Source organism: Helicobacter bizzozeronii, assembly GCF_900196775.1.
GTDB classification, from domain to species: Bacteria; Campylobacterota; Campylobacteria; order Campylobacterales; family Helicobacteraceae; genus Helicobacter; species Helicobacter bizzozeronii.
Genome location: NZ_FZLB01000031.1, coordinates 1 through 23,257, shown reverse-complemented (window position 1 = coordinate 23,257; position 23,257 = coordinate 1). Strand labels below are relative to the sequence as shown.

The window sequence follows — 23,257 nt, the reverse complement described above, 5'->3', positions numbered from 1 at the left end:
GTTATTTTCTAATTTGATCAATGGCCTTTCTGTATTGTTTTAAATCGGCGTTTTGGACCCAAGAGATGATTTTTTTCACCACAACCCCGTAAGCCTTGCTCAAAATGGTTTGGATCGCATCATTATGGTTCTTGTCCATTCTGCCACCAACTGCGTTTACCCCATCAAAACTATCTAGACTTGTTGCGCCACGGCTGACTGAGTTTGCACCCGCAAAACTATCCGAACTTGTAGCTTCTTGGAAATAAGAATAAGTGATGGCATGTTCGGCACCGACATTGATGGCAAAGTTGTGGGTCGTCCGCCCCGTCTTGGGTTCAAAGAATTTAAACAAGACAGCACCAGCACTTTGATCCACCGTTGTATTCATATCGGTGTCCTCTGGATTGTCTGTGTTGATATCCGCATCAACTAATATACCTATCCACCCCCTGATTTTGACAATGGAGTAAATTTTGCTTTTTTGTTCGGGTGTTAAATTTTGCGCAGATGCTAGGTGTATGATGTTATAACCCTTTTTTTCAAAAATCTCTTGCACTTGTTTCACCAAAGCATTTTGGAATTGCCCGATATAGGGCTGGACATTTTCATCTGCTTGGATGTGTGGGGTTAAGATTGCAATGGTGTGGTTGTTGGCTTCTTCTTGCCTAATATCGATGGGGTAATTAAAATCTAGGGGAGTAGCATTTTTTTGAAAAGTTGCGTGCTTTTTGGCTTGGCTAGTTTTTGTGCCTGCGTCCATAGCACAGCCTGAGAGGGCAAGGGATACCCCCGTTAATGTTAATAATACACTCTTTGTGATATTGCGCATGGGACTCCTTAAAAATTAAAGGCTGTCATTTTGGGATTTTCTTGGTTAATTTTAGTTTAAAGTGCCATGATTTTCAATGCAAACCCCACAAGGGATTTTTAGGGTGGATTTAATCAAATGGGGATAAAATGGGGAATGGGGAGCAACACAAAGGAGAACCATGCAACTTGATCCCAGCATTTTTAGAGAATACGACATTAGAGGGATTTTTGGGCAACATCTCACCCAAGAGGTGGTCTATAATATCGGTGTGTATTTGGGTCGCCTAATGGCTCTAAGCGGACCACGCGTGGCGGTGGGCTATGATGCGCGCACGCATTCAGCGGCTTTATTTGAGTGGCTTAAAAATGGCTTGCAAAACTCTTTAGAGGTCTATGATTTGGGCTTGATCCCCACCCCTGTAGCTTATTTCACAACCTTTAACAAAATTGAGGGGATTAGCACCTCCCACTCGATCATGATCACCGGATCGCACAACCCGCCCGACTACAATGGCTTTAAAATCACGCTGGACCAACAGCCCTTTTATGGCACGCAGATTCAAGCCCTCAAAGATCAGATCGCCAAGCAACCCCTAGCATATGCCCCCAGCCCCGCCACGCCTAAAAAGCTCAATGCGCTTAGGGCTTATCATGAATATTTGATCCAAGCCTTCAAGCACCTCCAAAACTTCCCCTATAAAATCGCACTGGATTTTGGGAATGGCGTGGGGGCTTTGGGGCTAGAACCCGTGCTAAAAGCACTCAATGCCAGTTTTGATAGCCTCTATGCTAACCCAGATGGGACTTTCCCCAACCACCACCCCGATCCTAACGAATCCAAGAATCTAGCGGATCTCAAGGCACACATGCAAGAAAAAAACATAGAAGTTGGGCTTGCCTTTGATGGCGATGCCGATCGAATCGCCCTGCTCACGCCTAAGCGCACCTATGGGGGCGATGAATTAGCCATTGTGCTAGCCGAGCAGATGTCAAAACAGGGTATCAAGCCCCTAGTGATCGGAGAGGTCAAATGTTCGCAGGTGATGTATGACACCATTAATAGCTTTGGTCAGGCGTTGATGTATAAAACCGGGCATAGCAATTTAAAAGTCAAGCTCAAGGAAACTAAGGCGCATTTGGCAGCCGAGATGAGCGGGCATCTCTTTTTTAACGATCGCTATTTTGGCTATGATGATGCCCTTTATGCGGCTTTACGGCTTTTAGAGTTGTTAAAACAACAAAGCCCTCAAGAGCTAGAGGCGCGCATGGGGGCTTTGCCCTATTCTTACAAAACTGCCGAAGAAAAAATCAGCGTGCCCGAAGAGCAAAAATTCCAAATCATTGAAAAGCTTAAAAAATCTCTCCAAGCACCTTTGCCACCCAACTTCCCGCCCATTATTGAGGTGATTGGCATTGATGGCGTGCGGGTGATCTTTGAACATGGCTTTGGGCTGGTGCGCGCGAGCAACACCACCCCCATGCTAGTAACCCGCTTTGAGGGCAAGGACCAAGCTTGTGCAGAGCGTTATAAAAAGACCTTGTTAGATTTGTTGGAGCTATAAAGAAAAGGGGAGGGAAGCTCCCCCAAGAGGGGGAGGGAGAAACCGCAATTAGTCTTGGTTATTGCTGTTATTGCTGTTGTTGCTATTGTTGCTGTTATTGCGGTTGCTGTTGTTGCTGTTGTTGCTGTTGTTGCTGTTCCTGCTGTTGTTGCTGTTGTTGCTCATAACATACTCCTTTCATGGATTTGAAAACTCCAAGATCCATCAGGCTTGCGCCCGATTGACCTTTTGTTTTCATAGGCGCATTCTAGCGTAAGTCTTGTTTACTTTGGTAAACAGACAGATATAAATTTTTTTTAGACATAAATAATAAACTTTAGGTTTCTCATAATATGTCTCTAGTTTATTGCCATAGCATCATCAAAACCATGTGCATGCGCCCTCAGCCCCGCCATCACCACAAAATTTAGTGCCCATTTTGGGTTTGCAAAAATCCCAAATTTGGGTCTATCCCACATCAAAGCAAAAGCTCACTCCAATGCGATTTTTTCACCAACCACATTAGGTTTTCTAGGCAAGTTGTAGCGGCGGCGTTTCTCCCAAAGGGATTTGCGGCTAATGCCTAGTCTCTTGGCTAATTCGGTGTCGGTGTAACAAGGGCTAAATTGCTGGATAGCGCTTTTTTCATAATCTTGGATGGAGAGCAGACCTGAGGGGATCAAGGGCTCCTCACCCTCCAAATAATGCACGATCCCCTCAAATTCCAAATTATCATGCCCGACAAAAGAAACCATCGCATGGTGGTTGGGGAGCATTTTTAAAAGCTTTTCACGATCTTGGTGGCGCAAAACCTCTAAATGCGTGATGTAGGCTGCATGCAGATGACTAGGCTCGTGCCTGAAAACTTCTTGGATGCTATGGGTTTTTAAAGAAAAGAACTCCAAGTCTAGCCCATTGACCCGAGCGTAGTTTAGTGCAAACAAGTCGGCGGTGTTTTGGGTGTGGCTGTGTAAAACAAGGGGGAGGGCATCTTCGCAACTATAGCTCACATTGAGGTCTTGGGCTATGAAGTCTAAATACCGCTCATGGACTCCTGCACGCACCATCGCCTCTTTGTAAGCTTTGTGGTAGGTGATTTTGCGAATCAGCTCATCCATTTTAAAGGGCTTTAAAATATAATCCCTAGCACCCGCTTTGATCGGGCGATTCACACCATCTTCACTCACAAATGAAGCCATCATGATCGTGATCGCCCTTGAGTTTTTGCGTACAAAATGTTCGCAACGATCCACGCAAACCTTAGCAGAGATCAACACCACATCGTAATCTTCTTTAAAGTGGTGGAAAATACTCGAAGCACTCTGGCACTTATAGCCTAGACTACTCAAAGCAGAGGCAATGCTTTGGGCTAAATGCACTTCATCTTCAATGATTAAAACGCTCTGTGTTCTGTTCATCTTGCTTGGGTGGGTGCTAAGATACTGGTTTGGACCAACACTTGCGCGCCCACGCCCTCCTTTCTTCCAATAAACCCTAAGCCCTCTGTTGTGGTTGCCTTCAGGTTAATTTGGTGGGGTTGGATTTTTAAGAGTTTGGCTAGATTTTGGCAAATGGCAGTGCGGTAGGGGGCAATTTTAGGGATTTGGGCAAAAAGGGTGGCATCCACGCCCACCACCACATGCCCCAAATTTTGCACCAAGCCATAAATGTTTTGTAACATGAGGGCAGAATCTATGCCCGCATAGGCAGGATTTTCATCGCTATAATACATGCCAATGTCCCCGCCCTTGATCACCCCTAATAGCGCATCTATTAGGGCGTGCAAAAGCACATCCCCATCGCTATGGGCTCTAAAACCTTGCTGTTGGCTATCCTTAGAATCGATTTGCACGCCCCCTATTTTCATCACTTTACTAGGCTCAAATCCATGCACATCAAAACCTAGCCCAAAGGAGTGGCTAGAAACTTGCTGCTGGGGGGGCAGATCGTGTGCATAGGTGAGTTTGTTTAAATGGGTGCTACCCGGAATATAAGCCACTTTAGCCCCCAAGCTCAAAATCGCACTGCTCTCATCGCTAAAAACACCCGTGGCATAAGCTTTTTTGAGCACGGCTGTGCGGCAGAGTTGGGGGGTTTGCACGCAACGCACCCCATCACGATCAAGCACTTGGTTATCTTGGTAGATCAGCGTATCGCTTGCGGGCAGACTGGGGGCGACACAATCTAAAACTTGCTCGTGCATGGCTGAAAATAAATTGTGCAAAACGGGGTAATCCAAACAAAAGCGCGCCACATCGCTCACCATCACTAGGGGCGTATCGACTAGATCGAGTGCATTTTGCACGGATTGCTGGCGGGTTTTGCCCCCCAAAATCACGCTCACCAAAGAATCACCAAAACGCTGCTGGAGATAGATTTGCTCTACTGGGTGGCTGACCACCAAAAAGATTTGTGTAAAACATGCCATGCCCTGAAAATCCCGACACACCTTTTCTAACAAGGGCATGCCCTCTAGGGGCCACCATTGTTTTTTGATCTGAAAAGCACCCCCCAAACTTTCCAAAAAACGCACACTCGATCCAGCTGCAGGCAAGATAAGCGAAACACCCATAGACTTAAAAGCCTGAAAATCTGATAGAGAAACAGACATATCCAACACGCACAACCCACCATTTATAAAAGTAACAAAATATTCTAGCATTCTAAATCTTAAAGGGGTGTTAGGGCAATTTAAGCCAGCATTTAAAAGCTTATGTTAGGGTGTAGGATTTTTAAATTTAAAGGAGAAGAGATGAGCCGTGTGGATTACTTAGCCAAACGCACCCATGATCCCATTAAAACCCAGTTGCATTATGCCAAGCAAGGCATGGTTACTGAGGAGATGGAATACATCGCCAACATTGAGGAGTTGAGTCCGGAGTTGGTGCGCTCTGAAGTGGCGCGTGGGCGTTTGATCATCCCAGCCAATACCCAGCACCAAAATTTAGAACCCATGGGTATCGGCATTGCGCTTAAAACTAAGATTAACGCCAATATTGGGAGTTCTGCCATTATCCATTCTGTAGATGAAGAAGTGCAAAAACTCCAAGTGGCGGTTAAATACGGGGCAGACACGGTGATGGATTTATCCACCGGTGGGGATTTGGACGCGATTCGATCTGAGATTATTAACGCCTCTAGTGTGCCTATTGGTACCGTGCCGATGTATCAAATTTTGCACGATGTCAATAACGATGTGATGAAGCTAGACATCGATACGATGTTGGGAGTACTGGAAAAACAGGCTAAACAGGGGGTGAGTTATTTTACCATCCACTGCGGGTTTTTGCTCGAGCACATGCCCTATGTGAGCCAACGCAAAATGGGGATTGTGAGTCGGGGAGGGAGTTTGATGGCTTCTTGGATGATGCATTATCACAAACAAAACCCCTTTTATGATGCCTTTGATGACATTCTAGCCATTTGCCAACAATACGATGTGAGTTTGAGTTTAGGGGATTCTTTGCGTCCCGGATGTTTAGCCGATGCGAGTGATACCGCCCAATTTGCCGAACTCAAAGTCTTGGGTGAGCTAGCCCAAAGAGCCTATGAAAAAGATGTGCAGGTGATGATTGAGGGTCCCGGGCATGTGCCTTTAAATCAAATTGAGCGCAATGTCAAACTCCAGCAAGAGTTTTGTAACCAAGCTCCCTTTTATGTGCTAGGACCTTTGGTAACTGACATTGCCGCCGGTTACGATCACATCGCCAGCGCGATTGGGGCATGTGTAGCCGCCTGGAAGGGGGTAGCCATGCTCTGTTATGTAACGCCTAAAGAGCATCTAGGCTTGCCTAATGCCAAAGATGTGAGAGAGGGGATTTTAGCCTACAAGATCGCCGCGCATGCCGCTGACATCGCACGGGGGCGAATCAATGCAAGAGTTAAGGACGACTTGATGAGCGATGCTAGGTATGCCTTTGAGTGGAACAAGCAATTTGAGCTCGCCTTGGATCCGGATCGTGCTAGAGAATACCACGATGAGGCTCTGCCCCAAGAGGTGTTTAAAGAAGCGGAGTTTTGCTCCATGTGCGGACCTAAGTTTTGCAGTTACAAGGTGAGCCAAGACATTTTTAAGAATTATAAGGGGGCTTAGGGTTTTTCTCTAGTGGAGGCGAGGTAGTAATAAATTGCCTTGATCTCATCGGGGGTGAGGTTGTAGCGGGGCATGATGGATTTGCCATTGGTGAGGGCTTTTTTAAAGGCTTCAAACTCGAGGTTGTTGATGGGGGGGGCTTTAATCAAATGTTTTTGATTATCTTGTGTGTATCCGGTGATCACTTGTTCTGTGCCTAAAGCCCCATGGCACTTGGCACAACTGATGTTGCGGGGGTTATTGTAAAGTTCTTTGCCATATTCGGCGGTGGTGATAAAGCTATTTTCTGTGGCTAGGCTGGTGCCAACCAGCAAAAACAAGCTACCCAACAGCCTTTGTAAGCAAGCGATCACGCACATCGTCCCTATCTTTCAAAAATTTTGATTATAATAGCACAAAAACTTTAGCGAGCAAAAATGGTTTTATTAGACGGGCAGGCATTGGCAAAGCTAAAAGAAAACGAGCTGTGTAACGCAGTGCAAGAGCTCTCTTTAGTGCCTTGCCTCGTGGTGATCTTGGTCGGTCAAGACCCAGCAAGCGTGCTCTATGTTAATATGAAAGTCAAGGCGTGCGCTAGAGTGGGGATTGCTTGTCATTTGCAAAGCTTTGAATCCACAATCTCTCAAGATCGCTTGCTCCAAGCCATTCAAGCCTATAATGACGACCCACAAGTGCATGGGATTTTAGTCCAATTACCCTTGCCAACACACATGGATACTAGAGAGGTGATTGAGAGCATTGACCCGCATAAAGATGTCGATGGTTTCCACCCGCTCAATGTCGGGCGGGTCTATTCTAATAGTGCTTCTAAAGGTTTTTTACCCGCTACGCCCATGGGGGTGATGGAGTTGCTAGAGTATTACCAAATCCCCATCAAAGGGCAGGATGTCGCCATTGTTGGGGCGAGCAATATCATTGGCAAGCCTCTAGCCTCTTTAATGTTAAACGCCGGGGCGACCATCAGTCTATGCCATATTTTGACTAAGGACATTAGTTTTTACACCCAAAATGCCGACATTGTGTGCGTGGGGGTAGGCAAACCAAAGCTCATCCAAGCCCCCATGATTAAGACCGGTGCGGTGGTGGTGGATATTGGAATCAACAAGGACGCACAAGGTAATATTGTAGGCGATGTGGATTTTGATGGCGTGCAAAAGAAGGTAAGCTATATTACGCCCGTGCCTCGAGGTGTAGGACCAATGACGATCTCTTGTTTGTTGCAAAATACTCTTTTAGCAGCCAAGAGGGTAGAGATTTCTTCAAAGGATTAAGATGGCGTTGTTAAAAAGTTTGCGCGATTTTGCACTGAGCTGGGTGGGCACGATCGTTTTAGTGCTCTTGGCAATTTTCTTTGTCGCCCAAGCCTTTGTGATTCCCTCCCGCTCCATGGTGGGCACTCTTTATGAGGGGGATATGCTCTTTGTGAAAAAGTTTAGCTATGGTATCCCCTTGCCCCGCCTGCCTTGGCTGGATTTTAACCTGCTCCCTGATTTTAGGGGGAATGGGCATTTATTTGAGGGCAAGAGACCCCAAAGGGGCGAAATTGTGGTCTTTATCCCCTACACAAACAAGGGTTACTGGGTTAAAAGGCTTTTTGCCACTGGGGGCGATGAGGTGATTTTTAATCAAGAAGGTTTTTATTTGCACCCTAAAGAGAGCGATACAGATGCTAATTACATTGCTAAGAACTTCCCCAACCACACCATTAAGAATTTTTTAGGCAAAGACTTTGTTTTTGCCCCCTATGCCTCCAAACACCCCGGGATTTTTTATAGCCAAAATAATGTGGCTTTTGCCAACATGCAGATACTCCATGCAACCCAACCCTTTGGCGTGGCAATGCAACTCATTGACCTAGAGGGCACGCCTGCCTTTTACACCAAGATCGAACCCGATCACTTCTTTATGATCGGGGATAATCGCGATGATAGCACCGACTCGCGTTTTGTGGGGAGTGTGCCCTATAGCCACATTATAGGCACGCCGTGGTTTGTCTATTTTAGTATCAACTTGACTAACAGCGTTGAGGCTAACACCAAAAACCCCAAAAATCTCTTCACCGTGCGTTGGAAACGCATGTTTAAAAGCGTGGAGGGCTTGGAGCGCCAAATCCCCACACCCCGCAAAGTGGGGAGCTGATGCAAACTTTAAAGGTTGTGGTGGGTTGCGATCATGCGGGCTTGGATTTAGCCCACTTTGTGTGTGCGTTTTTAGAACAAAAACAAGCCCAAATAACGATGTTTGCGCCCCCTAAGGGGCAACGGGTGGATTACCCCGATTTTGCCCACCAAGTGATTGGTGCCCTCAGACAAGATGAGCACGCAAGGGGCGTTTTGGTGTGTGGGAGCGGGATTGGCATGAGCATGGCTTGTAATAAAGTGGCTGGCATGCGCGCTGCTCTTTGCACGGACGCTTATATGGCCAAAATGGCAAGATTGCACAATGATGCCAATGTGCTGTGTTTGGGGCAAAATGTTATAGGCTTTGGGGTGGCTCAAAGTATCTTAGAGGCTTTTTTTAGCACAGAGTTTGAGGGCGGGCGGCATGCCCTCCGCCTAGCCAAACTAGAGGGGCAACTATGTTAGCCCAGTGGATGCTCATCACGCTCATGGTGCTCTTTGTGGCTTATATGGCGGTGCGGGCATTCTTTTACCGCTCCATTGCCAAAAAGCAAGAAAAGTATTCGGCTTCCATGAAACTCACCTTGCAAGAAGCTGAGGTTTTGATTCAAAAACACCAATTACAGCTACAACGCTCCTTAGGCACGATTGATATTTTAACCCATGAGATGAACGCGCTCAAAGATGAGGTCAAGGTTTTAAAACAACGCAACGCCCAATACCGCCTAGAAACCGACAAATACAAGGCACGGATCAAAGAGTTAGAACAAAAAATTGAGGCATTGTTATAAGGAAATCCATGTTTAGCCAAAAATTCAAATCCCAGCTCCATGATAGCATTAGAGAAATTGAAAATTACCCCCAAAGCGGTATTTTGTTTAAAGACATCACGCCCTTAATCAGCCACCCAACTTTATTCAGTGCTCTCATTGATGCGCTCAAGGATCGCTACAAGCACCACAGCCTAGATTTTGTGGTGGGCATTGAGGCACGGGGGTTTATTCTAGGTGCAGCCCTAGCCTATGCCTTGCGGGTGGGGTTTGTGCCTATACGCAAAAAGGGCAAGCTCCCTTCTAAAACGCTGAGCGCGGATTATAGCCTAGAGTATGGCAAGGACAGCGTGGAAATCCATGCCGATGCCCTGCGTGGGATTAAAGATGCCCATGTGATCTTGGTTGATGATTTGATCGCTACGGGGGGGACAGCTCTAGCCAGCTTAGAATTGTTAGACAAACTACAAGCCAAGTGCATTGAGGCGTGTTTTTTGATCGCACTTAGGAGTTTGGGCGGGTTGCAAAAAATCGCCGAACAAGCCAATGTTTTCAGTGTTTTAGAGTATGAACGCTAAGGGTTTTGCGTGGAAGCTTTCATTATAGATTTGTGGGACAAATACGCTGCCACTTGGGGTTATTTGATCTTGTTTTTTTGGAGCATTTTAGAGGGGGAGATCGGCTTGATCTTGGCTGGGATTGCCAGCTATGCTGGGCATATGAATATCTTTTTGGCAATTTTGGTGGCTGGTTTGGGGGGATTTACCGGGGATCAGATTTATTTTTATGTGGGTAGAACTAGCAAGCATTACATCAAAAAACGCCTCGAAAAACAGCGGCGTAAGCTCGCCCTAGCCCATTTGCTCTTGCAAAAATATGGCTGGTTCATCATCTTCATCCAACGCTACATGTATGGCATGCGCACCATTATCCCAATCAGCATTGGGATCACCCGTTATAGTGCGCTCAAATTTGCGCTCATCAATCTTTTAAGTGCTTTTGTGTGGGCATCGATCACCATTTTACTGGCTTGGTATTTTGGGGAGCAGATTTTTGCCTTGCTCGAATTGCTTAAGCGTTATCCTTACCTTGTTATACTGCTCTTGGTCTGTATGCTGGGTGGCGTGTTTTGGTATTTCAGGGCACATACAAAGAGGATTGATAAAAAAATCCAAAAAGTCCAGCAGGGCTTAGAACTCAAGAAAGGGAAAGAATGTTAAAACTGAAGTTAGAGCAGGCTTCTTTTGAAGCCTTAGAAGCCGATGTAGCGATTGTGTTTGTGGTGGAGAAGGATTTAAAATCCCCTTGGATACACAATAAACACCAGCTAGAAACTTTCAATTACGAGGGTGAGGGCGTGTTTGTGGATCAACACCACAAGGTCGTTTATGTGGGTGTGGCTAAAAGCGATGTGCATTTATTTAGAGAGGCTGCTTGCCAAGCTATTAGAGCCATTAAAAAAGTGCATTTTAAAAGTGCCAAAGTGGGACTCTATGCCGCTAAACATTCTGTAGAACAATATGCTCTCTCAGAAACGATGTTGGCAATTTTTACAGGTTTGCAATTTGGCATGTATGAATATGAGGTTTATAAGGAGAAAAAAACAGAAACCCACCTCAAAGAGGTTTTTGTAGCCCTAGGCGATGCTAAGGAATTTGAGGAAGAGCCCCATACGCTCAAAGGGGTTTTAGAAAAGAAAATCCATAAAGCCCATGTTTTGGTCGAACATGTCAATTTGGCGCGCGATTTAGTCAATACACCGCCCAATGTCGCCAGCGCGCCCTATGTGGCTAACATCGCCCAAGATTTGGCGGAAAAAAATGGGTTGGATTGTTTCGTGCATGGTGAGGATTATTTGAAAGAAAAAAAGATGGGGGCTTATTTGGCGGTCAATCAGGCTTCTGCTAACCCACCCCAGCTTGTCCATGTGATCTACAAGCCCAAACATGCTAAGAAAAAAATTGTCCTAGTGGGCAAGGGTTTGACCTATGATTGTGGCGGGTTGAGTATTAAGACCGCTGAGTATATGATCACCATGAAAGCCGATAAGGGCGGGGCGTGTGCGGTCTTAGCCACGATCAATGCTCTAGCGCATTTGGGCGTGGAGGCGGAGGTGCATGCTGTGTTGGGTCTGGCTGAAAACATGATTGCGGGCAACTCTTATCGCCCCGATGATATTTTGATCTCCAAAGAGGGCAAGACTATCGAGGTGCGTAATACGGACGCAGAGGGGCGTTTGGTGTTGGCAGATTGCTTGAGTTTTGCCCAAGATTTAGAACCTGATTTGATTGTGGATTTTGCCACTCTTACGGGGGCTTGCGTGGTGGGCTTGGGCTCTTATACCAGCGGGATTATGGGCAATAATGAGGAACTCAAAAGCCAGTTTGAAAAATCTGCCCTCAAAAGCGGGGAGTTGGTGGCTAAATTGCCCTTTAACCGGCATTTACGCAAACTTTTAGATTCTAAAATGGCAGACATTAGCAACATCACCCCCGTGCGTTATGGTGGGGCGGTTACGGCTGGGTTGTTCTTAAACGAGTTTATCCGCGAGGCTTACAAGGATAAGTGGTTACACATTGATATTGCTGGACCTGCCTATGTTGAAAAAGATTGGGATGTGAATACGCCGGGTGCTAGTGGGGCAGGTGTGCGCATGTGCGTGCAATTTGTGCTCGATGTCTTGGCTAAGTCTTAATGGGTCTCTCTGTTGGGATTGTGGGCTTACCCAATGTGGGTAAGTCCAGCTTGTTTAATGCGCTCACCCGCAGTGCCCAAGCCCAAAGTGCTAATTACCCTTTCTGCACCATCGACCCCAATAAAGCCGTTGTAGATGTGCCCGATGTGCGCTTAAAGGAACTAGCCAAGATTGTCAAACCCCAAAAAATCCAGCACTCTAGCGTGGAATTTGTGGATATTGCTGGGCTCATCAAGGGGGCATCTGCTGGTGAAGGCTTGGGTAACCAATTCTTGGGGCATATCAAAGAATGTGCGGTGATCTTGCATGTGGTGCGTTGTTTTGAGGATGATGACATCACGCATGTGAGCGGAGAGGTCAATCCCCTAAGCGACATTGAAACCATAGAGATCGAGCTCATTTTAGCCGACATCCAAACCCTCCAAAAACGCATGGAAAAACTGAGTAAGTTAGCCAAGAGCAACAAAGAAGCCCAAGCGCATTTAAACCTCGCCCAAAATCTCTTAGAACACCTCAATGCCTTACAGCCTGCCAGTAGCTTTGCTGGTAAAAACAACCCTTACTTTGAGGAGTTGGAAAAAGAATTGCGTTTTTTGAGTGCTAAAAAGGTGATCTATGTGGCCAATGTGGGCGAGGCAGATGCCAGCTCTTTAAATGCCCATGCATGCCGTGTGCGGGATTTAGCCCAGCAAAGGGGGGCGTGTTTTGTGGGTTTGAGTGCCAAGCTAGAGGAGGAGCTAGGGAGCATGGAAACCACAGAAGCCCAAGAGTTTTTGGAGAGTTTGGGGGTTAAGCAAAGTGGGCTAGAACAGGTCATTAGCTTGAGTTTTCAGCAATTGGGTTTGATGAGCTATTTCACCGCTGGGATCAAGGAGGTTAGGGCTTGGACGATTGTCAAGGGCTCGAGTGCACCCGTAGCGGCGGGGGTGATTCATAAGGACTTTGAAAAGGGCTTTATTAGGGCTGAAACGATCTCTTATAATGATTTTATTGCCTATGGGGGCGAGGCAGGTGCACGCGCTAAGGGGGCATTGAGGGTGGAGGGCAAAGATTATATCGTGCAAGATGGAGATGTGATGCACTTTAGATTCAATGTCTAGGTGTTATAATAGACCACCTTTTTAAGGAGAGTGCATGGCTAATAACTTAGCGCATATCGATCAGGTTACCAGCTTACATAAAAATAACGAACTGCAACTTCTGTGCTTTAAACTAGGCAAAAATAGAGACCTCTATGCGGTGAATGTGTTTAAAATCCGCGAGGTGGTGAAATATGAGGGGAGTTTAACCATCATCAGCCACGAGCCTAATTCTTTGGTGGAGGGCTTGATCATCATTCGGGAGATGACCATCCCTTTGATTGACATGAAAAAATGGTTCTATTATGACAGCAACAACAAGCAAAAGGACTTGCGTCCTTACCGCGTTGAGCGGGCTGAGGGGGAGGATGATATTATCATGATCTGCGAGTTTTCCCGTTGGACCATTGGGGTGCGGATTTATGAAGCCGATCGTATCCTCAATAAAAAATGGACCGAGATCGAGCAGAGTGCAGGCGTGGGGGGCAATACGGGCAATTCTAAGTTAGTCAGCCGCACCCGCTATTTTGATGGGCGTTTGGTGCAGGTGGTGGATATTGAAAAAATGCTAGTGGATGTCTTCCCTTGGATTGAAGATGAAAGCCGTGCGGAGTTAGAAAAACTCTCCAAAGTCTATAGCGATAAAATGGTTTTGCTGGCTGATGATTCGCCCAGCGTGCTTAAGACCATGCAGGTGATCTTGGACAAACTGGGGATCAAACACTTGGATTTCATCAACGGACAACAGCTCTTAGATTATCTCTTTGATAAAGAAACCATTGTTGAAGATGTGGGTCTAATCATCACCGATTTAGAGATGCCCGAGGCAAGTGGGTTTGAGGTGATTAGGCGGACTAAATTGGATCCCAACACCGCTAAAATCCCCATTGTGGTTAATTCTTCTATGAGCGGGAGCTCCAATGAAGAGATGGCGCGCTCTTTGCATGCTGATGACTTCATCTCTAAGTCCAACCCCTTAGATGTGGAGCGTATCATTAAAAATTTCATGCACACAGAGCGGGCTTAGAGTGGATTATCATACCATCCCCTCGCCCTGCTATGTCCTCGAATTAAGCAAGCTCCAGCACAATCTAGCCCTACTGGAGCGGGTGCAACAAGAGTCGGGAATTAAAATCTTACTTGCCTTGAAGGGTTTTGCTTTTTGGCGTTGCTTTGAGTGGGTGCGCCCCAGTTTGCAGGGGTGTTGTGCTAGTGGGGTGCATGAGGCGTTGTTGGCTTATGAGGAATTTGGTTCTAGGGAGAGTGGGAAAGATATCTGCATTTTTAGCCCGGGCTATAAACCCGATGAGATAGCCCAGCTCCTCCCCATTGCCACGCACATTATCTTTAACTCTTTTAACCAATACACAGCTTACAAAGATTTAATTCTTAAGAAAAACCAGCAATTAGATAGCTTAGGGCTCTCACCCATTAAGATGGGCTTGAGACTCAACCCGCTTTATAGCGAGGTTAGCCCCTTGATTTATAACCCCTGTGCCCCCTTTAGCCGTTTGGGGATCACCCCCCAAGCTTTTAGCGAGGGTGTCGCAAAATACGGGCTAGAGGGCATTAGTGGGTTGCACTTCCACACGCATTGCGAACAAGATGCGTTAGCGTTCCAAAGAACCCTAGAACACATTGACAAGCACTTTGGGGAGGCGATGACGCAAGTCCAATGGGTTAATTTTGGGGGCGGGCACCACATCACCAAAGAGGGTTACCAAGTAGAGGTATTAACCCAGTTGGTGCAGGATTTTAAAAGCCGCTATGCCAATATTTGTGAGATTTTTTTAGAACCCGGGGAGGCGGTGGGCTGGCAGGCAGGCTTTTTATTAGCCAGCGTGATTGATGTGGTGCAAAATGACATGCCCATTGCGATCTTAGATGTGAGTATTGCCAACCACATGCCCGATTGCTTAGAGATGCCCTACAAACCACAAGTTTCTAGGATAAGCACACAAGGATTAGAGCAAGCCCATTTAGAGCCCCAAGAGAATCCTTGCATGCTGGGCGGCACCAGTTGTTTGGCAGGGGATTTTATCGGACCCTATGGTTTTGAAAGTCCTTTGCAAATAGGCGATAAGCTCATTTTTCAAGACATGTTGCATTACACCATTGTTAAAAACAACACCTTCAATGGGATTGCCCTACCCAGTTTGGGCTTACTTGAGCATGATCGCTTTAAATTGCTCCAAAAGTTTGACTACGCCCACTACAAGGAACGCAATTAGTTAGTTTGCCTGATGGCAACAAATCCGCGATCCAGCCCCGCATAGTCGCTATAAAAGCTAGCTTGGTATTTTTGTAGCCCCAAATATTCGCTTAAAGACGCGCGGTGGGTAGCCCCCATCTCGCATGCCAAGTATTTAACCCGCTTGTGGGCTGCCTCATCAATCAAGGCTTTGATGATCTCATCGCCTTGTTCGCCCCCATAGAGGGCAATCTCGGGCTCATAACGCACAGAGGGATCTAAGGGGTAATCCAGCGCAACATAGGGCGGGTTGCTCACCACCAAAGTGCGCGCCTGAATATCCACGCCCTCCATCAAAGAAGTTTGGAATAAAGAGATGCGCTCTTGTAAACCAAAAGTGGCGATATTAACGCTCGCCACTTCCAAAGCCTCCATCGAAATATCTGTTGCCAAAATGGAGATTTTAGGGTGGGCGATGGCTAGACTCACCGAAACAACGCCACTCCCAATCCCCACTTCCACTACATTTTTGATCCCATAATCTTGGATGATTTGGGAAGCTTGATGGACCAAAATCTCGGTTTCGGGTCTGGGGATCAATACGCGCTCATCAACAAAGAATAAACGCCCATAAAAGCTCACTTCATGGGTGATGTATTCTAAAGGTTTGCCCTTAGATCGCACCTTCACCATGTGCATGAAATGTTCAAAGGCAAATGCATCTAGTTCCTCTTGGGCGTGCATGTGCAAATACACCCGATCTACGCCCAACAAATGGCTTAAAAGGGTCTCAGATTCTAATGCGGGGCGCATGCCCTTATCTTTAAGGATTTTCTTAGCCTCGTATAAGGCTTTGGAAATATTAACATCCATTCAGCAAACCACAATATTGGATTTAGTTTTGCAACCAGTCAGCCATTCTAACCTAAAAAACCTTTAGCCTATTTGAGAGAGAACAACACCAAAAGCAGGGGTGGCGGTATTTTTTAAAAGATTAGGTATAATAATGGCAACAGACATCTCTTGGCATGCATATAAGGATTAGAAGTGGAATACGGGTTGTTATTTGGCGGCAAAAGCTACGAACATGAAATTAGTATTGTGAGTGCCATTGTTCTCAAACAAGTTTTAGGCACACAGATCGCACATTTTATCTTTTTAGATGGCGCACACCGCTTTTATTTGATCGCTGAAAAAGACATGCGTTCGCAGTTTTTTTCCAGCGGGCATTATAAAAAATGCCCCGAACTCATCTTGAAACATCAGGGCTTCCACACGCATGGCTTACTGGGGAGCAAGCCAATCAATATGGAAAATCTCATTAATCTAATCCATGGGGGCGATGGCGAAGATGGCAAAATCGCCTCCTTTTTAGAGTTTTATGGCATCGATTTTATTGGCCCTCGGGTGGAAGCTTGCGTGATGAGTTATAACAAGTATTTTACCAAAATGCTTGCCAAAGAAAAGGGGATCAACACTCTGCCCTATGTGTTTTTAGACAAACGCGAAGGCAGCGCGATCAAAGGGCTTTCCTACCCCCTAATCATCAAACCTAACCGCTTGGGGAGCTCCATTGGGATCAGCATTTTAAAAGATGAAAAAGATATTGAGTATGTATTAGATGAAGTCTTTGAATTTGACAGCCAAGTCATTATCGAGTCTTTTAAAGAGGGCGTGAAAGAATACAACTTGGCTGGGTGCATGGTGAAAAAGGGGGGCGATGATACCGAGAGTGAATTTATCTTTTCTGTGGTCGAAGAGCCTAAGAAAAAGGAGTTTTTGGGGTTTGAGGAGAAATATTTAGACTTTGGGCGCACCCAAAAGGTCAAAAAGGCAGACATCAGCAGCGAGTTAGAAATGCAGATGCGCGCCCTTTTCAAACGCATTTATGAGCCCCTATTTGTCGGGGCAATTATCCGTTGTGATTTTTTTGTCATCAATGATGAAATTTACTTAAATGAGATCAACCCCATTCCCGGGAGTCTCGCCCATTATCTTTTTGAAGACTTTTCTAGTGTCCTAGAACAAGTGATTTTACCCAAAGAAGTGTCTATCCCCATCACTTATCATTACATCGAACAAATCCAAAAAGCCAAGTGATGGCTAGGAGGCGTGTAAAATACAGGGGGGGTGAGTTTGAGATTGCCTATGATTTTTATAACCGATCGGCTTGTAAAAATGTGGTATTCTTGCATGGTTGGGGGAGTTCTAAGGAATTGATGCAAATGGCTTTTAAGCCCTATTTTGCTACCTATAACCATTTTTATGTGGATTTGCCCGGATTTGGCAAAAGCCCCAATGAGACTTTTTTAACTCCCAGCGATTACGCCAATATCATCGATGCCTTTTTTAACTCCTTGCAAGTGTCCCTAGATATGGCAATCGGGCATAGTTTTGGGGGCAAGATCGCCACTCTTTGCCAAAGCAAACACTTGGTGCTTTTAAGCAGTGCGGGGATTTTGATCCCCAAGTCTTTCAAAACACGCACAAAAATCAAGCTGGCTAAGTTCCTAAAAGCCATCGGGCTCAAACAAGCCTTGAATCTGCTTAAAAGCAAGGACGCAGACAACCTCAACCCAGCCATGTATGAAACCTTTAAATACACCGTGCAAGAAAATTTTGAGGAATCCTTTCGGGCATGCCAAAAGCCAACTTTGATCGTGTGGGGGCAAGAGGACACCACAACACCCCTAGAAGCAGGGCAAAAAATCGCCCAACTGATCCCGCATAACCACTTTGTGAGCTTGCAAGGCGATCATTACTTTTTTTTAAAGCAAGGGGCGGCGGTGGAGGCACATTGCACGCAATATTGGGAGGGGGTTTGATGGAAATGCTAGATTTATTGGTGGTGTGGGCGTTTGTCTTAGGACTCAATTATTATTTGATGACCTTATTACAATGGTATAACTATAGTTTTTACCGCATTTGCACCAAACACCACAAATGGCGTTGGCATGTCTATCATGCCCTCTTGCCCTTAGGCGTGTTTATCGCCACGCACCTTTTTAAGATTATTTGGCTCTTTGATCTCTTTGTGGGCGTGGTGCAACTCCCATGGCTGATTGTATGGGCGATCAAATTAGATAAACGCTTGGTTTTCACCCCCCGTGTGTTGCGCTTTTTTGGCTTTCTTTTCTTGCTCTTAATCACCGATGCCATCTTGGGTAGCTTGCAAGCCAAAACCCCTTTTGGGCTCTATCTCTTGTTGATCGCCCTAGCCCATCTGGGCTCTCAAGGCTTTGAAAAGCTCGCCTCAAGGGGTTATATCCAGCTGGCTAAATCCAAGCTCCAACGCATGACAAACTTACAGATCATCGCCATCACGGGGAGTTTTGGCAAAACCAGTATCAAAAACTACCTTTACCAAATGTTGCAAAATAAATACAATGTCCATGCCACTTTGGGGAGTGTGAATACTTTGCTGGGTCTAAGCCAAGATATTAACAATAACCTAGATGAAACCACCGCCATTTACATCGCCGAAGCGGGCGCGCGCCAAAAGGGAGACATTAGAGCGATTGGCAAACTTTTAGAACACCACTACGCCATTATTACAGAGATTGGCAACCAACACATCGAATACTTCAAAAATATCGAAACCATCTATGAAACCAAAGCCGAACTCTTGGATTCGCCCCGTTTGATTCAAGCCTTTTGTTACCACACCAACCCCCTAGACAAATATTGCCCTCCTGAGCCCAAACAAAAGATTTTGCCCTACCCCGGGCAAATCCGCAATATAGAGGCGACTTTAGAAGGCACGCGTTTTGAGCTCTTTTTGGATCACCAATGGGTGGCTTTCCAAACCAATATCCTAGGGGCTTTCAATGTGGAAAATATCAGCTTGGCGGTCATGGTGGGCTTTTATTTTAAAATCCCCATCCCCCAACTTAAAAAGATTGTTGCCAAACTCAAACCCGTCCCCCACCGCCTGCATCTGGTGCATGTCAATGACAAGGTGATTATCGATGATGGCTTTAATGGCAATTTAAAGGGCATGTTAGAGAGCGTGCGTTTGGCTAGTTTGTATGAGGGGCGTAAAATCATTGTTACCCCGGGACTTGTGGAAAGCGATGAAGCCAGCAACAAACAACTCGCCCAAGCTATTGATGGGGTCTTTAGCATTGTGATCATCACCGGAGAACTCAATGTGGAAGTTTTTGCCAGCGCGATTGAGCGACCCCAAAAGGTGTTTTTGAAAGACAAGAGTCAATTAGAGCAGGTCTTGCAAACCATGACCTTCCCTAAAGATTTGATCTTGTTTGCCAATGATGCCCCCAATTACATTTAGGACAAGCCCATGCAACGATTATATGCCCCTTGGCGTAGCCCGTATTTGCAAGAGTTGAGCCACGATCACGATTGCGTGTTTTGTGCGATCCAGCAAAACCCGCATTTAGATAGCCAACACCATGTTTTACACCGCGATTCGCGCTGTTTTGTGGTGATGAACGCCTACCCTTATAACCCCGGGCATTTCATGGTGATCCCTAATGCGCATGTAGATAGCCCCGAGCAACTCAGCTTAGAGGTGTGGCAACATTTGCAAATGCGTATCTATCAGGGCGTGCAGTTACTCTATGCCTTTGGGGCACAAGGGATTAATTTGGGCTTTAATCTCAAAGATGCTGGGGGGGCGGGCATTAGCGCGCATTTGCACGGGCATTTGGTGCCCCGGTTTGCCAAAGATGTGAATTTTATGAGTGTCATTGGGGGGACACGGGTTTATGGCGTGGATTTTGAGGCGATCTATGCGGATTTAAAGAGTAAATCTGCTGACTACTTCAAGGAGTGAGCATGAAAACACGCAGTTTTAAGATTTTTAGTGGGAGCGCACACCCTAGCTTTAGTAAGGAGGTGGCAAAACACCTGAATATCGGGCTTTCTAAGGCGGTTTTGGGGCATTTTAGCGATGGGGAGATCAATGTGCAAATCAGCGAATCGGTGCGTGGGCGGGATGTGTGTATCGTCCAGCCCACTTGTGCGCCGGTGAATGATAATCTCATGGAACTTTTAATCATGGTGGATGCCCTTAGGCGTAGCTCGGCTAGTTCGATTACAGCGGTGATCCCTTACTTTGGGTATGCCAGACAAGATCGCAAGGCCGCCCCCAGAGTGCCCATCAGCGCCAAACTGGTAGCCGATTTGATGCAAAGCGTGCAGATTGATCGCATCGTTACAATGGATTTGCACGCCGGGCAGATTCAAGGCTTTTTTAATATCCCGGTGGATAATCTTTATGGATCGATTGTGTTTAGGGATTATATTTTGGATCGCGACTTTAAAAACCCCATTGTGGCTAGCCCAGATATTGGGGGCGTGGCGCGGGCGCGTTACTTTGCTAACCAAATTGGGATGGATTTGGTCATCGTGGATAAACGCCGTGAGCGCGCCAATGAAGCTGAGGTGATGAATGTGATTGGGGATGTCAAGGGACGCGATGTGATCTTGGTTGATGATATGATTGATACGGCTGGGACGATTTGCAAAGCCGCTAGCATGCTTAAAGCCAAAGGCGCACGCTCGGTGATGGCATTAGGCACGCATGCGGTGCTGAGTGGGAATGCGATCAAACGCATTAAAGAGAGCGCATTAGATGAGGTGGTGGTGAGTAATTCCATCCCACTTAAAGCCCCACACCCCAAGATTCGCGTTTTGAGTGTTGCGCCTTTGTTTGCGGAAGTGATCCGCCGGGTTTATCACAATGAGAGCGTGCATTCGCTCTTTGTTTAAGGGAGATTGCATGGCTGATATTGTTTTGGGGGTGCAGTGGGGCGATGAGGGCAAGGGGAAGTTAGTCGATCACTTGGCGCAAAATTACGATTTTGTCGTGCGTTTTCAAGGGGGGCACAATGCCGGGCACACCATTGTAGCTAATGGGCAAACCCATGCCCTGCACTTGATCCCCTCTGGCGTGCTCTACCCGCATTGTAAAATTGTGATTGGGAATGGGGTTGTGATCGCCCTAGATGCGTTGGTTAAGGAGATGCAGCCCTTTGGCGATTTAAAGGGGCGTTTATTTGTGAGCGATCGGGCACATTTGATCTTGCCCTACCACCAAGTTTTAGACATCAATCACGAACAAAACCCTAAAAGGGCGATTGGCACGACCCAAAAGGGGATTGGACCTGCCTACCAAGATAAAATCGCCCGTGTGGGCTTGCGTGTGGGGGATTTGCGCTCCCCCAAACTCTTAAAAGAAAAACTTGCCTTCCATCTATCTTCTATGCCCGATAAACAGAATATCCCCAGCATGCAAAGCCTAGAGCAATACATAGACACCTACGCCCCCTCTATCCTCCCCTATATCACCGACACCACCACGCTTTTATGGGAGGCAACAAAGGCACAAAAACGCATTTTACTCGAGGGCGCACAGGGGAGCATGCTAGATATTGACTTTGGGACTTACCCCTATGTTACCAGCTCCACCACCATCGCCCCGGGGGCATGCTCGGGGAGCGGGCTTAGTGTCAAAGACATTAATCAAATTATCGGGGTGGCTAAGGCTTACTGCACCCGTGTAGGCAATGGTCCTTTCCCTAGCGAGGATTTGGGGGCTGTGGGGGCGTATTTGCGCCAAAAGGGGCATGAGTTTGGCACGACCACGGCTAGGGCTAGGCGGTGTGGGTATTTTGATGCATTGGGCGTGAAATATGCCTGCCGTCTGAATGGTTGCACCCACTTAGCCCTCATGAAACTTGATGTCTTAGATGGTTTAAAAGAAGTGTTAGTGGGGGTGGGTTATGAAAAAGAGGGGCAAGAGATAGCGCATGTGCCTAGCAATCTAGAGGGTATCACGCCTCTTTATCAAAAATTTAAAGGCTGGGAGAGCACGGCTGGGGCGCGCAAGTTTGCAGATTTGCCTAAAGAAGCCCAAGAGTATATTTTAGCCCTTGAGGATTTTATAGGCGTGCCCATCAAAATCATCTCCACCAGCCCTAAGCGCGAAGACATGATTTTAAGGAGCTAATATGGACACATTCAAATCTCTTGTCAAGATCAAGCACCAAATCGCACAACGCTATGAAAGCGATATGATCCACAACCAAAACCAAATCAAACGCAAACAAGAGGAGCAACAAGAACTTTTAGTCCAACTGCACGATCTAGGCTTACCCGCTTATGGGGGGTGCATGGAGTTTAGGCAACTTAGCGCACTCAAAAAGAATTACCTTTACATGATCGATGAAATTAACAGCGAAATTAGCAAACTTAGAAAAGTGGGGTTGCATTTGCAAGACTTGCACAAAGCCGCGATGCTAGAATATGAGAAGGTCAAATACCTCCAAACCCTAGAAATCCAAAAACAAAAGCAGAAACTTAAGAAGTTGGAGGATAAGCAAATGGATGCCATTGGCATGGGGGTTTTTTACCAAAACCAAAAGGGTAAGCGTGTTTAGGGGACTTATCTTAGGGGCGTGTGCGCTCAGTGCTTTAATCGCTGATTCCACACCTCGAGAATTTTTGCAATGCAACGCCATTTTTGAATCCCGTAAAGCCGAGATTGCTAGCCAACTCCAAAAACTCCAAGAACGCGCCCAAACCTTGCAAACCCTGCAAAATGAAACCCAAAACCTTTTAGATCAACGCAATGCCAAAGTGAGTGCCAGAGAAAAGACTTTGGATGCCAAATTAAAGGAACTAGAAACTAAAGAGGCGGATTTTAAGAAGGCACAAGCAGAGAGCGAAAAAAAGATGAAAGATTTGATCGCCAAAAATGAGGAACTTTTAAAAGAGATTAAAGAGGCGAGCACTTCTAAGGTCGCCACGACTTACGCCAAAATGAAGGACTCCAAAGCTGCGCCCATTTTACAAGATATGCCCATGGATAAAGCCGCAATGATTTTATCCAAACTAGAGGCTAAGGACATGGGCAAAATTTTAGCCAAGATGGATCCGGCTAAGGCAGCCAATTTAACCGAAATGTTGCAAAAAGGTCCCCCCTTCATCGCCCCCCCCCCGCTTCCTTCTAA

26 protein-coding genes are annotated in these 23,257 nt (G+C 46.3%); 20 read left to right on the top strand and 6 right to left on the bottom strand.

All coding sequences use genetic code 11. The features are described from left to right. Position 1: 1 nt before the first annotated feature. Positions 2 to 811 carry an HpaA family protein gene (locus C5684_RS04135; protein ID WP_104639503.1) on the bottom strand — a complete coding sequence of 270 codons (810 nt, stop codon included), beginning with the start codon at positions 809 to 811 and terminating at the stop codon, positions 2 to 4. Positions 812 to 971: 160 nt separating this feature from the next. Here C5684_RS04135 and C5684_RS04130 point away from each other — a divergent pair, with 160 nt between their 5' ends. Continuing rightward, entirely contained in the window at positions 972 to 2,354 is a 1,383-nt protein-coding gene (locus C5684_RS04130) for a phosphomannomutase/phosphoglucomutase (RefSeq protein WP_104639502.1), read from the top strand. 94 nt (positions 2,355 to 2,448) lie between these two features. Here the strand turns inward: C5684_RS04130 and C5684_RS09135 are convergent, their stop codons facing one another. The 3 genes from C5684_RS09135 to ispF form a co-directional block, all read right to left on the bottom strand. Next, positions 2,449 to 2,592, bottom strand: coding sequence for a hypothetical protein (locus C5684_RS09135; protein ID WP_158306683.1), 144 nt, complete (start codon positions 2,590 to 2,592; stop codon positions 2,449 to 2,451). A gap of 232 nt (positions 2,593 to 2,824) precedes the next feature. After that, on the bottom strand, positions 2,825 to 3,751 hold the full coding sequence (locus C5684_RS04125) for a response regulator (protein ID WP_104639501.1): 927 nt from the start codon (positions 3,749 to 3,751) through the stop codon (positions 2,825 to 2,827). Then, complete coding sequence (gene ispF / locus C5684_RS04120; RefSeq protein ID WP_104639500.1) at positions 3,748 to 4,995, bottom strand: 2-C-methyl-D-erythritol 2,4-cyclodiphosphate synthase; 1,248 nt, start codon at positions 4,993 to 4,995, stop codon at positions 3,748 to 3,750. Before ispF ends, C5684_RS04125 begins: the two co-directional genes overlap by 4 nt. 90 nt (positions 4,996 to 5,085) lie before the next feature. On the opposite strand from ispF, the gene thiC reads away from it, so the two are divergent. After that, positions 5,086 to 6,426, top strand: coding sequence for a phosphomethylpyrimidine synthase ThiC (gene thiC / locus C5684_RS04115; RefSeq protein WP_013889808.1), 1,341 nt, complete (start codon positions 5,086 to 5,088; stop codon positions 6,424 to 6,426). Here thiC and C5684_RS04110 read toward each other — a convergent pair. Next, on the bottom strand, positions 6,423 to 6,785 hold the full coding sequence (locus C5684_RS04110; protein ID WP_013889809.1) for a c-type cytochrome: 363 nt from the start codon (positions 6,783 to 6,785) through the stop codon (positions 6,423 to 6,425). The two genes, thiC and C5684_RS04110, sit on opposite strands and share 4 nt — an antisense overlap. 57 nt (positions 6,786 to 6,842) lie before the next feature. On the opposite strand from C5684_RS04110, the gene C5684_RS04105 reads away from it, so the two are divergent. From C5684_RS04105 to nspC, 10 genes are read left to right on the top strand one after another with little or no spacing between them, the layout of a single operon-like run. Further along, positions 6,843 to 7,697 carry a bifunctional methylenetetrahydrofolate dehydrogenase/methenyltetrahydrofolate cyclohydrolase gene (locus C5684_RS04105; RefSeq protein ID WP_013889810.1) on the top strand — a complete coding sequence of 285 codons (855 nt, stop codon included), beginning with the start codon at positions 6,843 to 6,845 and terminating at the stop codon, positions 7,695 to 7,697. 1 nt (position 7,698) lies between these two features. Beyond that, positions 7,699 to 8,565: a signal peptidase I gene (lepB, locus tag C5684_RS04100; RefSeq protein WP_104639499.1), complete on the top strand. Its 867-nt coding sequence runs from the start codon at positions 7,699 to 7,701 to the stop codon at positions 8,563 to 8,565. After that, complete coding sequence (rpiB, locus tag C5684_RS04095; RefSeq protein ID WP_013889812.1) at positions 8,565 to 9,011, top strand: ribose 5-phosphate isomerase B; 447 nt, start codon at positions 8,565 to 8,567, stop codon at positions 9,009 to 9,011. Before lepB ends, rpiB begins: the two co-directional genes overlap by 1 nt. After that, positions 9,005 to 9,337: a hypothetical protein gene (locus tag C5684_RS04090; RefSeq protein WP_006018388.1), complete on the top strand. Its 333-nt coding sequence runs from the start codon at positions 9,005 to 9,007 to the stop codon at positions 9,335 to 9,337. The genes rpiB and C5684_RS04090 overlap by 7 nt, the downstream gene beginning before the upstream one ends. An 8-nt stretch (positions 9,338 to 9,345) precedes the next feature. Next, positions 9,346 to 9,894 (top strand): adenine phosphoribosyltransferase, encoded by a 549-nt coding sequence (gene apt / locus C5684_RS04085; protein WP_013889813.1) that lies wholly within the window; start codon positions 9,346 to 9,348, stop codon positions 9,892 to 9,894. Positions 9,895 to 9,903: 9 nt separating this feature from the next. Then, the gene (locus tag C5684_RS04080; protein WP_013889814.1) at positions 9,904 to 10,536 is read left to right on the top strand and encodes a DedA family protein; all 633 of its coding nucleotides are present in this window, start codon (positions 9,904 to 9,906) and stop codon (positions 10,534 to 10,536) included. Continuing rightward, complete coding sequence (locus tag C5684_RS04075; RefSeq protein WP_013889815.1) at positions 10,530 to 12,011, top strand: leucyl aminopeptidase; 1,482 nt, start codon at positions 10,530 to 10,532, stop codon at positions 12,009 to 12,011. The genes C5684_RS04080 and C5684_RS04075 overlap by 7 nt, the downstream gene beginning before the upstream one ends. Then, entirely contained in the window at positions 12,011 to 13,111 is a 1,101-nt protein-coding gene (gene ychF / locus C5684_RS04070; RefSeq protein WP_013889816.1) for a redox-regulated ATPase YchF, read from the top strand. The genes C5684_RS04075 and ychF overlap by 1 nt, the downstream gene beginning before the upstream one ends. Before the next feature lie 34 nt (positions 13,112 to 13,145). Continuing rightward, positions 13,146 to 14,117: a chemotaxis protein gene (locus C5684_RS04065; protein ID WP_013889817.1), complete on the top strand. Its 972-nt coding sequence runs from the start codon at positions 13,146 to 13,148 to the stop codon at positions 14,115 to 14,117. Between the two features lies 1 nt (position 14,118). Further along, on the top strand, positions 14,119 to 15,321 hold the full coding sequence (gene nspC / locus C5684_RS04060) for a carboxynorspermidine decarboxylase (RefSeq protein WP_104639498.1): 1,203 nt from the start codon (positions 14,119 to 14,121) through the stop codon (positions 15,319 to 15,321). Here nspC and prmC read toward each other — a convergent pair. Next, positions 15,318 to 16,154 carry a peptide chain release factor N(5)-glutamine methyltransferase gene (prmC, locus tag C5684_RS04055; RefSeq protein ID WP_104639497.1) on the bottom strand — a complete coding sequence of 279 codons (837 nt, stop codon included), beginning with the start codon at positions 16,152 to 16,154 and terminating at the stop codon, positions 15,318 to 15,320. The two genes, nspC and prmC, sit on opposite strands and share 4 nt — an antisense overlap. Positions 16,155 to 16,328: 174 nt before the next feature. Here prmC and C5684_RS04050 point away from each other — a divergent pair, with 174 nt between their 5' ends. The 8 genes from C5684_RS04050 to C5684_RS04015 all read left to right on the top strand — a co-directional run. After that, a complete protein-coding gene (locus C5684_RS04050; RefSeq protein ID WP_104639496.1) occupies positions 16,329 to 17,381 on the top strand; it encodes a D-alanine--D-alanine ligase in 1,053 nt (350 codons plus the stop codon). Then, positions 17,381 to 18,106 carry an alpha/beta fold hydrolase gene (locus C5684_RS04045; protein WP_013889821.1) on the top strand — a complete coding sequence of 242 codons (726 nt, stop codon included), beginning with the start codon at positions 17,381 to 17,383 and terminating at the stop codon, positions 18,104 to 18,106. Before C5684_RS04050 ends, C5684_RS04045 begins: the two co-directional genes overlap by 1 nt. After that, positions 18,106 to 19,572 carry a Mur ligase family protein gene (locus C5684_RS04040; RefSeq protein WP_104639495.1) on the top strand — a complete coding sequence of 489 codons (1,467 nt, stop codon included), beginning with the start codon at positions 18,106 to 18,108 and terminating at the stop codon, positions 19,570 to 19,572. Before C5684_RS04045 ends, C5684_RS04040 begins: the two co-directional genes overlap by 1 nt. 9 nt (positions 19,573 to 19,581) lie before the next feature. Next, positions 19,582 to 20,076 carry an HIT family protein gene (locus C5684_RS04035; RefSeq protein WP_013889823.1) on the top strand — a complete coding sequence of 165 codons (495 nt, stop codon included), beginning with the start codon at positions 19,582 to 19,584 and terminating at the stop codon, positions 20,074 to 20,076. Between the two features lie 2 nt (positions 20,077 to 20,078). Then, on the top strand, positions 20,079 to 21,014 hold the full coding sequence (locus C5684_RS04030; protein ID WP_104639494.1) for a ribose-phosphate pyrophosphokinase: 936 nt from the start codon (positions 20,079 to 20,081) through the stop codon (positions 21,012 to 21,014). A 10-nt stretch (positions 21,015 to 21,024) separates the two neighbouring features. Then, on the top strand, positions 21,025 to 22,254 hold the full coding sequence (locus C5684_RS04025; protein WP_104639493.1) for an adenylosuccinate synthase: 1,230 nt from the start codon (positions 21,025 to 21,027) through the stop codon (positions 22,252 to 22,254). Position 22,255: 1 nt separating this feature from the next. Beyond that, a complete protein-coding gene (locus tag C5684_RS04020) occupies positions 22,256 to 22,684 on the top strand; it encodes a flagellar FliJ family protein (RefSeq protein ID WP_104639492.1) in 429 nt (142 codons plus the stop codon). Further along, the coding region (locus tag C5684_RS04015) for a MotE family protein (protein ID WP_104639491.1) at positions 22,677 to 23,257 on the top strand (581 nt) is incomplete at its 3' end. The genes C5684_RS04020 and C5684_RS04015, both read left to right, overlap by 8 nt.

What these genes read in the sequence shown, in the direction of transcription:
- C5684_RS04135 (WP_104639503.1), bottom strand. Translation starts at nt 811, where the DNA reads ATGCGCAATATCACAAAGAGTGTATTATTAACATTAACGGGGGTATCC.
- C5684_RS04130 (WP_104639502.1), top strand. Translation starts at nt 972, where the DNA reads ATGCAACTTGATCCCAGCATTTTTAGAGAATACGACATTAGAGGGATT.
- C5684_RS09135 (WP_158306683.1), bottom strand. Translation starts at nt 2,592, where the DNA reads ATGAAAACAAAAGGTCAATCGGGCGCAAGCCTGATGGATCTTGGAGTT.
- C5684_RS04125 (WP_104639501.1), bottom strand. Translation starts at nt 3,751, where the DNA reads ATGAACAGAACACAGAGCGTTTTAATCATTGAAGATGAAGTGCATTTA.
- ispF (WP_104639500.1), bottom strand. Translation starts at nt 4,995, where the DNA reads ATGCTAGAATATTTTGTTACTTTTATAAATGGTGGGTTGTGCGTGTTG.
- thiC (WP_013889808.1), top strand. Translation starts at nt 5,086, where the DNA reads ATGAGCCGTGTGGATTACTTAGCCAAACGCACCCATGATCCCATTAAA.
- C5684_RS04110 (WP_013889809.1), bottom strand. Translation starts at nt 6,785, where the DNA reads ATGTGCGTGATCGCTTGCTTACAAAGGCTGTTGGGTAGCTTGTTTTTG.
- C5684_RS04105 (WP_013889810.1), top strand. Translation starts at nt 6,843, where the DNA reads ATGGTTTTATTAGACGGGCAGGCATTGGCAAAGCTAAAAGAAAACGAG.
- lepB (WP_104639499.1), top strand. Translation starts at nt 7,699, where the DNA reads ATGGCGTTGTTAAAAAGTTTGCGCGATTTTGCACTGAGCTGGGTGGGC.
- rpiB (WP_013889812.1), top strand. Translation starts at nt 8,565, where the DNA reads ATGCAAACTTTAAAGGTTGTGGTGGGTTGCGATCATGCGGGCTTGGAT.
- C5684_RS04090 (WP_006018388.1), top strand. Translation starts at nt 9,005, where the DNA reads ATGTTAGCCCAGTGGATGCTCATCACGCTCATGGTGCTCTTTGTGGCT.
- apt (WP_013889813.1), top strand. Translation starts at nt 9,346, where the DNA reads ATGTTTAGCCAAAAATTCAAATCCCAGCTCCATGATAGCATTAGAGAA.
- C5684_RS04075 (WP_013889815.1), top strand. Translation starts at nt 10,530, where the DNA reads ATGTTAAAACTGAAGTTAGAGCAGGCTTCTTTTGAAGCCTTAGAAGCC.
- ychF (WP_013889816.1), top strand. Translation starts at nt 12,011, where the DNA reads ATGGGTCTCTCTGTTGGGATTGTGGGCTTACCCAATGTGGGTAAGTCC.
- C5684_RS04065 (WP_013889817.1), top strand. Translation starts at nt 13,146, where the DNA reads ATGGCTAATAACTTAGCGCATATCGATCAGGTTACCAGCTTACATAAA.
- prmC (WP_104639497.1), bottom strand. Translation starts at nt 16,154, where the DNA reads ATGGATGTTAATATTTCCAAAGCCTTATACGAGGCTAAGAAAATCCTT.
- C5684_RS04045 (WP_013889821.1), top strand. Translation starts at nt 17,381, where the DNA reads ATGGCTAGGAGGCGTGTAAAATACAGGGGGGGTGAGTTTGAGATTGCC.
- C5684_RS04040 (WP_104639495.1), top strand. Translation starts at nt 18,106, where the DNA reads ATGGAAATGCTAGATTTATTGGTGGTGTGGGCGTTTGTCTTAGGACTC.
- C5684_RS04035 (WP_013889823.1), top strand. Translation starts at nt 19,582, where the DNA reads ATGCAACGATTATATGCCCCTTGGCGTAGCCCGTATTTGCAAGAGTTG.
- C5684_RS04030 (WP_104639494.1), top strand. Translation starts at nt 20,079, where the DNA reads ATGAAAACACGCAGTTTTAAGATTTTTAGTGGGAGCGCACACCCTAGC.
- C5684_RS04025 (WP_104639493.1), top strand. Translation starts at nt 21,025, where the DNA reads ATGGCTGATATTGTTTTGGGGGTGCAGTGGGGCGATGAGGGCAAGGGG.
- C5684_RS04020 (WP_104639492.1), top strand. Translation starts at nt 22,256, where the DNA reads ATGGACACATTCAAATCTCTTGTCAAGATCAAGCACCAAATCGCACAA.